The sequence below is a fragment of the Paracoccus sp. PAR01 genome, from assembly GCF_014851995.1.
Lineage (GTDB): Bacteria > Pseudomonadota > Alphaproteobacteria > Rhodobacterales > Rhodobacteraceae > Paracoccus > Paracoccus litorisediminis.
The window spans coordinates 1-12772 of sequence record NZ_JACVAW010000042.1; the positions used below are offsets into that span (position 1 = coordinate 1).

General features: G+C 67.3%; 15 protein-coding genes. 4 read left to right on the top strand and 11 right to left on the bottom strand.

What is annotated here, in order from left to right:
• Positions 1-231: 231 nt before the first annotated feature.
• Positions 232-2034: an NAD(P)/FAD-dependent oxidoreductase gene (locus tag IB235_RS23815; RefSeq protein ID WP_192338836.1), complete on the bottom strand. Its 1803-nt coding sequence runs from the start codon at positions 2032-2034 to the stop codon at positions 232-234.
• A 259-nt stretch (positions 2035-2293) separates the two neighbouring features.
• Between IB235_RS23815 and IB235_RS23820 the strand changes: the two genes are divergently transcribed.
• Positions 2294-4186: a sigma-54-dependent Fis family transcriptional regulator gene (locus tag IB235_RS23820; protein WP_192338837.1), complete on the top strand. Its 1893-nt coding sequence runs from the start codon at positions 2294-2296 to the stop codon at positions 4184-4186.
• Here the strand turns inward: IB235_RS23820 and IB235_RS23825 are convergent.
• Complete coding sequence (locus IB235_RS23825) at positions 4143-4808, bottom strand: helix-turn-helix transcriptional regulator (RefSeq protein WP_192338838.1); 666 nt, start codon at positions 4806-4808, stop codon at positions 4143-4145. The genes IB235_RS23820 and IB235_RS23825 overlap by 44 nt on opposite strands.
• A gap of 101 nt (positions 4809-4909) precedes the next feature.
• Here IB235_RS23825 and IB235_RS23830 point away from each other — a divergent pair, with 101 nt between their 5' ends.
• The gene (locus IB235_RS23830; protein ID WP_192338839.1) at positions 4910-5254 is read left to right on the top strand and encodes an antibiotic biosynthesis monooxygenase; all 345 of its coding nucleotides are present in this window, start codon (positions 4910-4912) and stop codon (positions 5252-5254) included.
• A 7-nt stretch (positions 5255-5261) separates the two neighbouring features.
• Complete coding sequence (locus IB235_RS23835) at positions 5262-5651, top strand: amino acid-binding ACT domain-containing protein (protein ID WP_192338840.1); 390 nt, start codon at positions 5262-5264, stop codon at positions 5649-5651.
• Positions 5652-5654: 3 nt separating this feature from the next.
• On the opposite strand, the gene IB235_RS23840 is transcribed toward IB235_RS23835, so the two are convergent.
• From IB235_RS23840 to IB235_RS23880, 9 genes are all read right to left on the bottom strand, one after another.
• A complete protein-coding gene (locus IB235_RS23840) occupies positions 5655-5930 on the bottom strand; it encodes a hypothetical protein (protein WP_192338841.1) in 276 nt (91 codons plus the stop codon).
• A 66-nt stretch (positions 5931-5996) separates the two neighbouring features.
• Positions 5997-7148, bottom strand: a complete 1152-nt coding sequence (locus tag IB235_RS23845; protein WP_192338842.1) for a BatD family protein — start codon at positions 7146-7148, stop codon at positions 5997-5999.
• On the bottom strand, positions 7142-7753 hold the full coding sequence (locus IB235_RS23850) for a hypothetical protein (RefSeq protein ID WP_192338843.1): 612 nt from the start codon (positions 7751-7753) through the stop codon (positions 7142-7144). The genes IB235_RS23845 and IB235_RS23850 overlap by 7 nt, the downstream gene beginning before the upstream one ends.
• Entirely contained in the window at positions 7750-8631 is an 882-nt protein-coding gene (locus IB235_RS23855) for a VWA domain-containing protein (protein WP_192338844.1), read from the bottom strand. Before IB235_RS23855 ends, IB235_RS23850 begins: the two co-directional genes overlap by 4 nt.
• Positions 8628-9554, bottom strand: a complete 927-nt coding sequence (locus tag IB235_RS23860) for a VWA domain-containing protein (protein ID WP_192338845.1) — start codon at positions 9552-9554, stop codon at positions 8628-8630. Before IB235_RS23860 ends, IB235_RS23855 begins: the two co-directional genes overlap by 4 nt.
• Positions 9551-9889: a hypothetical protein gene (locus tag IB235_RS23865; protein WP_192338846.1), complete on the bottom strand. Its 339-nt coding sequence runs from the start codon at positions 9887-9889 to the stop codon at positions 9551-9553. Before IB235_RS23865 ends, IB235_RS23860 begins: the two co-directional genes overlap by 4 nt.
• Positions 9876-10721, bottom strand: a complete 846-nt coding sequence (locus tag IB235_RS23870; protein ID WP_370576987.1) for a DUF58 domain-containing protein — start codon at positions 10719-10721, stop codon at positions 9876-9878. Before IB235_RS23870 ends, IB235_RS23865 begins: the two co-directional genes overlap by 14 nt.
• A complete protein-coding gene (locus IB235_RS23875; RefSeq protein WP_155040214.1) occupies positions 10718-11680 on the bottom strand; it encodes a MoxR family ATPase in 963 nt (320 codons plus the stop codon). The genes IB235_RS23870 and IB235_RS23875 overlap by 4 nt, the downstream gene beginning before the upstream one ends.
• Before the next feature lie 93 nt (positions 11681-11773).
• Positions 11774-12274 carry a cell wall hydrolase gene (locus tag IB235_RS23880; protein ID WP_192338847.1) on the bottom strand — a complete coding sequence of 167 codons (501 nt, stop codon included), beginning with the start codon at positions 12272-12274 and terminating at the stop codon, positions 11774-11776.
• Positions 12275-12415: 141 nt separating this feature from the next.
• On the opposite strand from IB235_RS23880, the gene IB235_RS23885 reads away from it, so the two are divergent.
• Positions 12416-12772, top strand: a 357-nt coding sequence (locus IB235_RS23885) for a cupin domain-containing protein (protein WP_192338848.1), incomplete at its 3' end; no start/stop codon positions are given.

A 12772-nucleotide genomic window follows, 5' to 3' on the forward strand; every position in this document is an offset into this window, starting at 1 on the left:
GGCTGGACCCTGCAAGACACCCTGACCTTCGCCGTCGCCGCCGCCTCCCGCTCCGTCACCCAACACGGACCCCGAAGCGGTCGCACAACACCCCAAAATGTCAAAAACTGGATCCAAAAAAACCAGAGCAGGTTAAGCACCTGAGCCTTCTGGCGCTTCAGGTATGTTACCATCGGTTCCGACCTGCATATGCACGCCGCCGCGCCGATCCCGGTGCGGCGGCACTCGATCTCAGCGCAGGTGATGGGGCGCCTCAAGGCCCCAGACCGACGTATCGAGTCCCACATGTCGCGCCTTCAACTGCAGGGACAAGTAACGCGAGTAGTGCCGGGATTGATGCAGGTTGCCGCCGTGGAACCACAGGCCGGGCTGCATCGTCGGCTTCCACATATTGCGTTGCTCACCCTCCCAGGGGCCGGGGTCCTTGGTGGTGTCCGAGCCAAGACCCCAGCATTTGCCGACCTTGTCCGCGACCTCGGGGCTGATCAGATCGGCGGCCCAGCCATTCATGGAACCGTAGCCGGTGGCATACACCACCAGATCGGCAGGCAGTTCCGTGCCGTCGTCAAGCACCACGGCGGTTTCGCTCAGATGGCTGATGCCCTTGCCCGATTGCAGCTTGATAGAGCCGTCGATGATCAGGTCGCAGGCCCCGACATCGATGTAATAACCCGAGCCGCGGCGCAGGTATTTCATGAACAGCCCGCTTTCGTCATCGCCGAAATCCAGCATGAAGCCGGCCTTTTCCAGCGCCGCGTAGAACTCGGCGTCGCGGCGCTTGATCTGGTCATATTGCGGGACGTGAAAATCGGCCATGATCCGGTAAGGGACCGAGGCAAAGATCATGTCGGCCTTGTCATGGGTGATGCCATTCGCCACCGCCTGTTCGGAATAAAGCCCGCTCAGGCAGACCTCCATCAGGCTGTCGGACTTGACGATATGGGTCGAGCTGCGCTGGACCATGGTCACATCCGCGCCATTTTCCCAAAGCGCCGCGCAGATGTCATGGGCCGAGTTGTTGGCCCCGATCACCACCACCTTTTTGCCGCGATAGGCGTCGGGGCCGGGATGCTGGCTGGAATGCTGCTGCTCTCCCTTGAAGATATCCTGTCCGGGGATTACCGGCACATTCGCCTTGCCCGACATGCCGGTCGCCAGCACCAGCTGCTTGGGATGCAGCACCACTTCCTGCCCGTCGCGCTGGACGGTGACGGTCCATTCGCCCTTCGCCTCATCGTAGCTGGCCGATGTCGCGGTGGTCGAGGACCAGTAATTCAGTTCCATGACCCTGGTGTACATTTCCAGCCAGTCGCCGACCTTGTCCTTGGGGGCAAACACCGGCCAATTGTCCGGGAAGGGGATATAGGGCAGGTGGTCATACCAGACCGGGTCATGCAGACACAGCGACTTGTAGCGGTTTCGCCACTGGTCGCCGGGCCGGGGATGCTTGTCGATGACGATGGTCGGGACCGACAATTGCCGCAGCCGCGCCCCCAGCGCGATACCGCCCTGTCCGCCGCCGATGACCAGAACATAGGGCTGTTCCTGATAGCCAAGGCGCGCGGCCTCATCCAGCCGCTTTTCCTTCCAGGTCTTGCGGTCCGGGTCATGGCCATGCTCGGCCCCCATCGGACGGCGCAGCTTGCGCGGTTCCTCATGACCCTTCAGCTCATGCAAGGTGGTAAGAAGCGTCCAGATCTTGCCGTCCTTCATGCGGATATGGCCCTGTCCGCGCCCGGTCGCGGTCTCGATCAGCAGCCATCCTTCGGTCACGCCATCGCCGTCGCCGACGGCCTCGGTCGGATCTAGGGCCAAGGAGACAGGCACGATCCTGGGCAGTTGCGCGCGTGCCATATCGGCGATCTGGCCGCGTCCCTCGCAGGTCTTCAGGTTCCAGGTAAAGGCGGCAAGGTCGCGCCAGAATCCGGTCTCAAGGAACAGTTCGGCTGTGGCATCGGCATCCTGCGCGACCAGCGCGCGTTCCAGATCGGCCACCAGCGCGGTCAGCGCGGCATGGGCTGTGGTGTCAAGCATGTGTTCTCCTCCTCGAACGTCCGATCACGGTGAACCCGCGCGCCACACCGTCAAAATGCGAAAATCGACGCCAAAGATTTCAGGCCCTTAGCCAGACCCCCTGTGGCATCGCCCGCCACACCTGTGGCACGACCCCGCCACAGTCGCGCGGGTCCGCGCCGATGACCCGCGTCATGCACAGGTCTTGGTTCTGCAAACACCGATACTCGGCTAGGATCGGGCTGTTCCGGCCGGGGAGGGCAGGACGCGGGGGGACGGGATGCAAACCGATATCGAGCATATCCGCGAGATCGAGGGCGTGTCGCAGCAGGGCCACGGCGCGCGCGATCCGGTGGTTGTGGCAAGCTGGCTGCGCTGCCTGGACAAGCATGGGCTGGACCCTGCCGCGCGGGCGCAGGCCTATATCCTGCCCGATGCCGCGCTGCGCCAGCACCGCCAGCGCTCCGAGGATCTGATCCGTATCGCGCGCTCGGGGATTGACGATCTGTACAAGCTGGTGGCGGGACAGAACTATGTCCTGCTGCTGTCCGACAGCGCCGGTGTGACCGTCGAATATCTGGGAGAGGAAGCCCAGAAACACGATCTGCGCCAGAGCGGCCTGTATCTGGGTGCGGAATGGTCCGAGGCGCGCGCCGGCACCTGTGCATTGGGTGCCTGCATCGAAACCGGCGAGCCGCTGATCATCCATCAAAGCGACCATTTCGACGTGACCCATGGCGGGCTGTCCTGCACCGCCGCGCCGATCTATGACACTGCGGGTCGGCTGGCAGCAGTGCTGGACATTTCGCTGCTGTCCTCGCCCGTGGCGCGGGCCAGTCAGTTTCTGGCGCTGAATCTGGTGCGCCAGACCGCGCGGCGGATCGAGATGGCCAATATCATGGCCGAAAGCCGCAACGACTGGGTGTTGCGGCTGGCGGGCAGCCCGGATTTTCTGGATGTCGATCCGCAGGCGGCGCTGCGGCTGGATGCGGGCGGGCGCGTCATCGGCATGACCAATGGCGCGGCGCGGTTGATGGCGCGGGCCTTGGGGCAGGATTGGCGACAGGGAGCGGGTCTGATTGGCCGCCATGTCTCCGAGGTGTTCAATCTGGATCTGGACACGCTTGAAGGGCTGACCCGTCAGCGCGCCGCCCGCGACCGCCTGATCGAGACGCGCGACGGCTATCGATTGTTTGCCCATGCGATAGAACCGCGCCGTGCGAGCACGCCGCAGGTGGCGCGGGCGCGGGCGATCCCCTCGGAACTGCGCGAATTCGCGGGCGACGACCCTGCGATGCGGTCTTTGGTCGAACGCGCTGCCGCCTTGGCCCCGGGCCGGATGCCCCTGCTGATCGAGGGGGACAGCGGCACGGGCAAAACCAGCCTTGCCCGCGCGGTCCATGCGGTCGGTCGGCGCGGCCCCTTTGTCACCGTGGCCTGCGATTCCCTTGCCGAGGACGAGGCCGCGGTCCTTTTCGGCCGTGGCGATCCGCGCGGCCATGTTCCCGGCCTGATCGACGCCGCCGAGGGCGGAACGCTGGTCCTTGAGAATATCGAGGAACTGCCGCCCCGGATTCAGGCCCGGCTGCTGCCCCTTATCGGTGAACACAGCTTCCGCCCGGTCGGCGCGCTGCGCGAGCGGGTTGCGACAGCGCGGATCATTGCGACCAGTCACGGACTGGCGGGCAGCGGGTTGCGGGCCGACCTGATCCACCGGCTGTCCGGCGCGCGGCTGGTGCTGCCGCCACTGGCGAAGCGACAGGACATCGTCGCCCTTGCCAGCCGGGTCTTTGCCCGCGCCTTTGGCGTTCCGGTCGCGTTCGACGCCCCGGCGGCAGCGGCGCTGGCAAACCATGACTGGTCAGGCAACCTGCATCAGTTGGCCGCATTGGCGCAGATGCTGGTCGCGACCTGCGGGTCGCAACCGGGATCGGGGATCACGCTGGGTCTGGCGCAGCTATCGCCGCATCTGTCGACTGGCGACGCGGTGCGCTCCGACAGTCCTGCCATCCTGCATCATCTGCTGACCGAACATGGCTGGAATGTCTCGGCCGTCGCGCGGGAGATGGGGGTGGATCGCACGACCGTCCATCGTCAGATCCGACGCTATGGGCTAAGCCGTGCGGCCCCTAGCGCAGCCAGTCGTGGAAACGTCTTTCGCCCTCGGGGGTGAACAGCACCACGCGCGAGGAAGGCATCCTGCGCGCCCAAGACAGGGCCAGCAGCCGGTCCAGCACCAGCTTGCCAATTACCCCGGCCAGATGAGGGCGACGCATGCTCCAGTCCAGACAGGCGCGGCATAGCGGGCGGTTGCTGCGTGGCAGTTGGGCGGGCACAAGCCCGATCCCGGCCAGCCGGTCCCAGCCCCGGTCCGTCACCGCCAGATCACGGTCCAGCCAGTCATCCGCCTGCATGCGGTCGTAAAGCGCGACGCCCATTTCGCCCGCCAGATGGTCGTAGCAGATGCGGGCCTTGCGCAGGGCGGGATCATTCGGGCCGGTTCGCAACGGCGGGGCCGCATCGCTGGAAAACACCATCAGCGCTTCCAGCATGGCCGCGACATGCGGACCGGACAGGCGGAAATAGCGGTGGCGACCCGGTGCCTCAAGGCTCAGGACATCGCCATCGACCAGCCGCGCCAGATGGCTGCTGGCGGTCTGGCGGGTAATGCCGGCAAGTTGGGCCAGCTCGCTTGCGGTCAGCGCCCGCCCATCCATCAGCGCCAGCAGCATGGCGCTGCGGGCGGGATCGGCGACCAGCGCGGCAATACGGGCGATATCTGGACCTTCTCGCATGGTTCGATGTTAATCGAAGCGTCGTGCGCGGCCAATCGGTTATGCTGCCTCGAACCCAAGGAAAGGCATGTGATGACACCCCGTTTTCCGAAAGCGCGCCCATGATCGCGGTGATCTTCGAGGCTGAACTGGCCCCCGACGGCAGGGACGAATATCTGGACCTCGCGGCGGGCCTGCGACCCCTGCTTGACGGGATAGACGGCTTTATCTCGATCGAGCGGTTCCAGAGCCTGACCGACCCGAAAAAGTTGCTGTCGCTGTCCTTTTGGCGCGACGAGGCCGCCTTGGCGCAATGGCGCGGCTTACCCCCGCATCGTCAGGCGCAGGCGGCAGGGCGGGATCATGTCTTTGCCGATTACCGGCTGCGGATCGCCCATGTCGCCCGCGATTACGGGATGGCAGCGCGCGATCAAGCCCCGACCGACAGCCGTCGCGCGCATGGGTAGGACGGTCATGGACGATCTGGAATTTGATCTGCCGAATACTCCCGGCGCGCTGGCCGATCTGGGCGAGGCAATGGGCCGCGCCGGTATTGCCTTTGAGGGCGGCGGAGTCTTTGCCCACGGCGACCGCGCCATTGCGCATTTCCTGTTTCGGGACGGTCAGGCAGCGCGACGGGTGGCCGAGGTCGCGGGCATCCGCGTCGTGGCCCTGCGGCAACCGCTGATCTGTCGGTTGAAACAGGGCACGCCCGGCCAGCTGGGCCAGATTTCCCGCGCGCTGGCCAAGGCTGGGGTGAACATCCTTTGCCAGTATTCAGATCATGACAACCGACTGATCCTGATCTGCGACGATCCTGAAAAAGCTGCCGCAGTGACGGCCAGTTGGGCGGATGCCGGATGAGCTTTACGCCCCCGGATGGGTATAGCCCAGCACCCGGCCCGAGGCGTCGACATCGCACAGATGCAGGCGGTTGCCGTCCCGCGTTTCGACCTTGGCGATCCCGCCGGTCTGCGATATCCAGCGCGCGGTGATCTCGGTCGCGGGGCGGTGGATATGGGCGGCAATGGTGGCGGTGCAGGCGGCCTCTTGTCGGGCGCGCAGGTCGTCGGGCGGTGCTGCGGCAGGCTCGGTACAGGCCGAAAGCAGCGCGCAGGACAAAAGGATCAAAGCGGGGCGCATGGTTGTCCCTTTGACAGAAACGTCACGACCAAGCCTAGCACCCGTTGCGCCTTGGGCACAGCGTCTTCAGCGTCCGGTCAGCTCGCGCAGAAAGGCTGCGCTGTCGAAATCCGTGGGCGCCGGGCCGAACAACGCCCGGTCCAGTCGGGCGAGTGCCGCGCGCGGCGCGGCGCGCCCGGCGGCCTGCTCGGCCCGGGCGTAATCCTCGGCGGCGCGGCGTAGGGCAAAAAGGTCGGGTTGACCTGCCGCGACGCGCAGGGCGGGCAAGGCCGGGTTCGGTCGCAGCCTGTGCCAATGCTGCGCCAGCGCGCTTAGTGGCCGCGCGCCTTTCCCCCAAAGCATTGCGATCAGCCCCAGCGCGCCCCCCGTCGCAAGCGCCGCCAGCAGCCAGCCTTGCGCGCCGCCGGGTTGCGCCGTTCCGCCGATATTCTGGTTCAGCTTGCCATAACCGAAGGGGATCGGCGGGGTGATCTCTCCGCGCAATTCGCGCTTGTTGGTGTCGAACCATGAAAAGCGCATCGGCGGCAGCGTGCCCTGTTCGCCGGTGATCGGGCGCAAGTGCCATTCCCATTGCACGAAGGCCACGGGGCCATGCTCGGTCAGCCGGGTCTCGCGGCGTTCGGGGGAGGTGAAGCTGATCAGCCACGGCTCGCGCAGTTCGGGGCGTGCGGGCAAAAGATGCGCCATCGTGCCTTCGGCGGTCAGGGTGATGCGGCGCAGGATGGTCTGGTCGTCGCGGATACGGGCCGGATCGCCCGAGAGTTCATCCGTGACCTTCAGGCTGCGCGCGACCGTCGGGCGACCCGGCGCGGGATAGGGCTGGATCGGGATGCTGGCCGGGGGCGCGGTGACCTCGACCCGGTTACGGCTGTTGGTCTCGGCCTTGGTCAGGACATGGGTGACCGGGCCGATGGTCAGGTTTCCGGGCTTGCGGGCAAAGACCGCGATGTGGCGCTGGAAGACCCGGCGCTGCTTGCCGTCCACGCGTTCGTCATGCCAGTCGTCCGGGCCAAGCTGGATCCAGTCATAGGCGGCGGAATCGGGAAAGCGCATGTCCTCAAGCGTGATCGCGCCGGTATATTCGCCGCGGATGGTGACCGGGATCATCTCGCCGGTGACGGGGCGGGTATCGGGCAGGATCAGGCGCAGGCTGTCCTGCGCCCATGCGGGCCATGCCAGCAGCAGGACAATGAATATTAGCAGATGGCGGATCACCATGGGTCGCCCTCGGCCGGGCGGATCAGGCCAAGCGCGGCGCGGCGGTCATGTTCCGCCTGTAGCCGCAGCCGCAGGAATTCGCCCGGATCGTCGCCGATCGAGGCCAGCCAGTCGTCGCTGGCGGCGATGCCGCGCGCCTCGACATCGCGCTTCCAGTGGATTGCCAGAACTCCTGCCGTGGTGTTCTCCTGAGGCCCGCCCGGACCCAATCCCCCGGAGGCAGCGATGCGGCCCGGCACCAGACTGTCCCCGGATTCCGGTGGGACCATCGCAGCGACCAGATCGCGATTGGCGCGGGCCTCGGCATCGGCGGGGTTGGAAAACAGCACGGCCTCGAAATAGGCCTTGGACAGCAGGTAATCCCCGGTCGCTGCCAGACTGAGACCGCGATTATAGGTCTGCGATCCGCCTGCCACCGCAAAGGCGGCATCCGCCCCGGCGAAATCCCCGGAACGGTAAAGCGCCACGCCGCGCTCGGCCGGGTCGCGCAGCAAGGGCAGCGCCAGCGCGGGCAGTCCGACGCGCAGTGCCAGTCGTCCCAGCGCCTGCGGCCCAGCTATCATCAGGCAGGCGAGTGCAAGGACAAGAAGCGGCCAGCGTCTCATGCCTGTCTCCGGAATTGCATCAGCAACGGGATCAGGGCCAGTGCCGCGATCCAAGGGCCGAGATCGCGATAGCGCAACATGGTCAACTGGGTATCTTTGGTCAGCCCCGAACGGGTCAGTCCCGCGATCACCGCCGCGGGTGAGGTCGCGTCGGCGCTGCCCTGCGGCGCAAGACCCGTCAGTGCTGCCGTATCCGTTCCGCGCGTGCCCTCGACGCTTAGCGACCACAGGCCGATATCCTTCTGCCGCAGGCGCTCGGCCTCGGCCAGGGCGGCGGGGTGGTCGGCGCCGCCGCCGTCCGAGATCAGCACCAGATCGGCCCGCGAGGTCCCGGCCAGCATCTGCCCGGCCAAGGCCAGCGCGGCGGCGGGATTGCTGCCGCGATCGGGCAAGGTCTGCGGGTCAAGCACGGCGATCAGGCTGTCCAGCACCTGCGGATCGGTGGTGGGTGCGCTGGCGGCATAGGCCTCTCGTGCGAATAGGATCAGGCCAACGGGGCGACCGGCCAGCCCGGCGATGACCTGCGCGGCAGCGGCCTGCGCATCGGCAAGACCGCTGGCATTGGCGCCGCCGGTGACTGAGGGCGACATGTCCAGCGCCAGCAGCACCGCGTCGGATTGGGCAAAGACCGGCATGTCGGCGCGGGGCAGGGCCGGACCGGCCAGCCCAAGGGCCAGTGCCGCCGCTCCGGCCAATGGGGCCAGATGCGCCCGTCCGCCGTGCCGGTCCAGCCAGCCAAGCGCCGCCAGCCCGCCCAGCATCGGCGCGGGCAGCACCGTTTGCCAGCCGCCCGCATCCGGGCCGCGTCGCCACAGCCACAGCGCCAAAGCCGCGATCAGAGGCAGGGCCAGCAGCCACCATGGACGCAGCAGGATCATCCACGCCTCCATGCCAGCGCCAGCAAGGCCGCCAGCGCCAGAAGCGCAGGCCAGATCCACAGCGATTGCAGATAGCGCAGCGGCGGGCGGTCCGAGGGGTTGGGCTCCAACCGGTCCAGCGTCGCGGCCATTTGGGTCAGATCCTCCATCCCGCGCACGCGAAAGCTGGTGCCCTGCGTGGCTTCGGCGATCTCGCGCAGGGTCTTGGCGTCCACCGCATCACGCGATTCCGGGCTGGTTTCCAGATCGTCGGGACCAAGGGCAATGGTATGGGTGCGAATGCCGTGACCTGCCGCCAGCCGTGCCGCGTCCACCGCGCCGACCTTGCCCGAGGTGTCGACGCCGTCCGACAGCAGCACGATCACCCGTGTCGGTGCATCGCTTTGCGCCAGACGACGGGTGGCCAGCCCCAGCCCGTCCGAAATCGCCGTGGCTCGCCCGGAAATGCCAATCTGCGCCTCGTCTATGGCGCGGGCGACGGCATCGACGTCAAAGGTGATCGGCTGGGCGAAATAGGCGCGGTCGCCAAAGATCACCAGCCCGATCCGGTCACCCTTGCGCGCCGCCACAAAGCGCGAGGCGACGCGTTTCACCGCATCCAGCCTTGAGATGGGCTGGCCGTCCAGGGCGAAATCCTGCTTCTCCATGCTGCCCGACAGGTCCAGCACCAGCACGATGTCGCGTCCCGATGCGGGCAGGGCCGAGCTGTCACGCTGCACCGCCGGACCGGCCAGCGCCACGACCAGCGCGACCCATGCCAGTGCGGCCAAGGCGTGGCCCGACTTGCCTGCTTGGGCGGGGTTGACCGCAGCAAAGACATGACCCGGCACGCGCAGGCCACCCCGCGCGGCCGAGGCGGGCAGCAGGCGGACCAGAAACGGCAGCGGCAGCAGCAGCAGCGCCAAGGGAAAGGTCAAGGTCATCGCGCCCGCCTTTGCCGGTTGGCGATGCGTTCCACGGTGACCTCATCCGGGGAGGGGGCCGCGCCATAGGCGGCGGGGCGCAAGGCCTCGGGCAGATGGCCCAGAATGCGCGCGATGGCCAGCAGGCGTTGCTGCGGGGCCAGACCGCGCGTGGCCCGGACTTGAGCCCGCCGCGACACGCGCCGCGTCAGCAGCGGCGACAGCACCATGGCCAGCAGCAGTCCCAACAGCAGGCCCAGACCAAAGACGGCCAGCAATTCGCGCCAGCCTGCAGTCAGGACGCTGGCGGGCAGGCGGCTGGGGGCAAGGGCCGCGATCAACTCATCCGGCGTCATCGGGCCAAACCAGATGCGGGGTCGCGCCCAGCTTGCGCAGATGCGCCAGCAGGGGCTGAGGGTCAAAGGCTGCAATCCGTCCGAAACGGCTGGCCGCGCCATCCGTGACCGCCAGTGCCGGGCGCGGCGGTTGGGTCTCGGCTGGGTCTAGGATCAGGTGGATCTCGACCCGCCTGCTGCGCGCCAGTTGGCCCAAGGCTGGCTCGATCCCTGCCAGCGCCTCGGGGCCGGTGGCCAGATGCACACGCCCGCCCGCGCTGGATTGGCGCAGCGCCAGCGCAAGCACCGGGGCCAGCGACGCGGGACGGTGATCCGTCTGCCGGATCAGCGCAATGTCATGGCTATGGGTCAGCAGCCGGGCCAGCTGGCGCATCTGCGCCTGACCTGCGCTGGCGGCCAGACTGGCGGGGGCCGCGTCGCCGGCGACCAGCAACCCGACCGAGCCGCCCCGATCAATGGCCCGCCAGCCCAGCATCGCCAGATGCCGCGCCGCCCGGACCGAGCGTAGCGCCGTCCCCGTGCCCCACAGCATCGGCCTGCGGAAATCGGCGATCAGCAGCGTGCTGTCGTCGCGGTCTTCGTGAAAACTGCGGACATGCAGATGCCCGGTGCGCGCAGATGCGGCGGGGTCGATGCGGCGGGGATCGTCGCCATCGGCAAAGGCGCGGATCTCGCGCAGGTCGATGCCCTGACCGCTGATCCGGGCGGGCAATGCGCCGGGTCGTCGGCTGGCGGGCCGCAGGCGGGCGGTATGGGCCGGGGGGCGCAGCGCCAGAAGCTCGGCTTCGGTCAGGCGCAGGCCGGGATGGTCCAGCGCCCTTGGCAATGTCACCACGGCCGGACCTCGCGCAGGACATCGGCGATCAGGCTGCGCCCGGTGCGGCCCTCGGACAGGGCCTGCCAATTCGGGATCAGGCGGTGGGCCAGCGCGTCCTGGGTCAGGGCCTCGACATCCTCGGGCAGGCCATGGTCGCGGCCCTGAAGCCATGCGCGCGCGCGCACGGCGGCAGCCAACGCCAGCGTGCCGCGCGGCGACACCGGATGTTCGACCCATTGCGCGACCGCGCCGCCGGGCCGTGTCGCCATCACCAGTCGAACGATGAAATCCTTGAGCGCCGGGGCCAGATGGACGCGGGCCACGGCCTCGCGCGCGGCATGGATCTGGTCCAGCGCAATCGGCAGGGCGCGCGCGGTGGGCGGTGCTGCCAGCTCGGCCTCGACCAGATCGAGGATGCCACGCTCGGTTTCGGCATCGGGCATGTCCAGCGACAGATGCAGCAGGAAACGATCCATCTGCGCCTCGGGCAGAGGGAAGGTGCCCTCATGCTCGATGGGGTTCTGGGTCGCGACGACCATGAACGGATCGGGCAGGGGGCGGGTAATCCCACCCGAGGTGACCTGACCTTCGGCCATGGCCTCCAGCAGCGCCGATTGCACCTTGGGCGGGGCACGGTTGATTTCGTCCACCAGAACCAGCGTGTGAAAGACCGGGCCGGGCACGAAATCGAAACTGCCGCTTTCGGCGCGATAGACCTGCGTGCCGGTCAGGTCCGAGGGCAGCAGGTCGGGCGTGCACTGGATGCGGGCATGGCTGCCGGGCAGATGCGCCGCCAGCCGCTTGACCGCGCGCGTCTTGGCGATGCCGGGCGGCCCTTCCAGCAGCACATGGCCCCCGGCCAGCAGCGCGATGACCAGCCGCTCGACCAGCCGTTCATGGCCGACAAGACCGCTGGCGACATCGGCGGCCAGCCGGGTGACCGGATCCGCGGTAATCGGTTCGAGTTGTGTCATTGTCCTTCTCCCCTGCGGGAAGTTGACCCGAGGGGGGGCAACTTCTCCAAGGGAATTCTGGCGGACATCAGACAAAGGGCGGAAGGGCGCGCCCTAGCGGCGGGTGATCCCTTCAAGCGGTTGCGGCGGATAGGGCTGTGTCACCAGATAGTTCTTGCGCTTTTCGTAGAAGGCGTTGCCCCCCGCCACCAGCACGTAATGCATGTTGTCGTAGGAAAAGCGGCTGCCGGCATGATGGAAGAACATCGCATTGCCGATCATCGGATGACGCTCACCCCGCATGACCGAGCGCGCGGCCTCGGTCAGCTTCGGCGAGGGTTTCATCTTGCGGGTCATGACGCCGGGCGCGAATTGGCGCTTCTGCGCGACGACGCCGCAGACGGATCGCGGGTATTGCCCGGATTCGACCCGGTTCATCACCACGCTGCCGACGGCGATCATGCCGTCACGGCTGGACTGGTTCGATTCGAAATACATGGCGCGCTCCATGCATTCCAGTTCGCTGTGCCGCCGGGGCATCCCGCAGCCCGCCAGAAGCAGCAGTGCCGAGGCGCAGCAGACTGCGATCCCCAGTTTCGAGTTCGAAAGTTTCATGCTCGGTCCCTCATGGCGCTCGTGCGGCGCTTCTTGTTCTGAATTCTTAACAGCAGGCGGCGGGCTGGCTCAACACCGCGCGCACAGCTTGCGCGGGAATGCGCAGCATCCCACAATCCGGTGACGAGCACGGAGGCCAGCATGGCACGCAAGGATTTTGATCCCGAAACGGTCCGTCCCGATGGACGCCCTGCGGCCAAGGGGCCGCTTTACGATGCCTCGGGCGACGGCCCATGGCGCGGCAATATTCCCGGCGAGCTTCTGGGTGGTCCTGTCACCGTGCTGGCTTATGGCAATGACACCCCCGGAGAGGGGCCGCGCCTGCATGTCCACCCCTATGACGAGACCTTCATCGTCATTGCGGGCCGGGCGCGGTTCTTTGTCGGGGATGAGGTGATCGAGGCCGGGGCAGGCGAAGTGGTGCTGGGACCAAAGGGCGTGCCGCATCGGTTCGTGAATATCGGGCCGGGACGGCTGCAGACCATCGACATTCACCAC

Coding starts and splice junctions, on each gene's coding strand:
- IB235_RS23815 (WP_192338836.1), bottom strand. CDS start 2,034: ATGCTTGACACCACAGCCCATGCCGCGCTGACCGCGCTGGTGGCCGAT.
- IB235_RS23820 (WP_192338837.1), top strand. CDS start 2,294: ATGCAAACCGATATCGAGCATATCCGCGAGATCGAGGGCGTGTCGCAG.
- IB235_RS23825 (WP_192338838.1), bottom strand. CDS start 4,808: ATGCGAGAAGGTCCAGATATCGCCCGTATTGCCGCGCTGGTCGCCGAT.
- IB235_RS23830 (WP_192338839.1), top strand. CDS start 4,910: ATGATCGCGGTGATCTTCGAGGCTGAACTGGCCCCCGACGGCAGGGAC.
- IB235_RS23835 (WP_192338840.1), top strand. CDS start 5,262: ATGGACGATCTGGAATTTGATCTGCCGAATACTCCCGGCGCGCTGGCC.
- IB235_RS23840 (WP_192338841.1), bottom strand. CDS start 5,930: ATGCGCCCCGCTTTGATCCTTTTGTCCTGCGCGCTGCTTTCGGCCTGT.
- IB235_RS23845 (WP_192338842.1), bottom strand. CDS start 7,148: ATGGTGATCCGCCATCTGCTAATATTCATTGTCCTGCTGCTGGCATGG.
- IB235_RS23850 (WP_192338843.1), bottom strand. CDS start 7,753: ATGAGACGCTGGCCGCTTCTTGTCCTTGCACTCGCCTGCCTGATGATA.
- IB235_RS23855 (WP_192338844.1), bottom strand. CDS start 8,631: ATGATCCTGCTGCGTCCATGGTGGCTGCTGGCCCTGCCTCTGATCGCG.
- IB235_RS23860 (WP_192338845.1), bottom strand. CDS start 9,554: ATGACCTTGACCTTTCCCTTGGCGCTGCTGCTGCTGCCGCTGCCGTTT.
- IB235_RS23865 (WP_192338846.1), bottom strand. CDS start 9,889: ATGACGCCGGATGAGTTGATCGCGGCCCTTGCCCCCAGCCGCCTGCCC.
- IB235_RS23875 (WP_155040214.1), bottom strand. CDS start 11,680: ATGACACAACTCGAACCGATTACCGCGGATCCGGTCACCCGGCTGGCC.
- IB235_RS23880 (WP_192338847.1), bottom strand. CDS start 12,274: ATGAAACTTTCGAACTCGAAACTGGGGATCGCAGTCTGCTGCGCCTCG.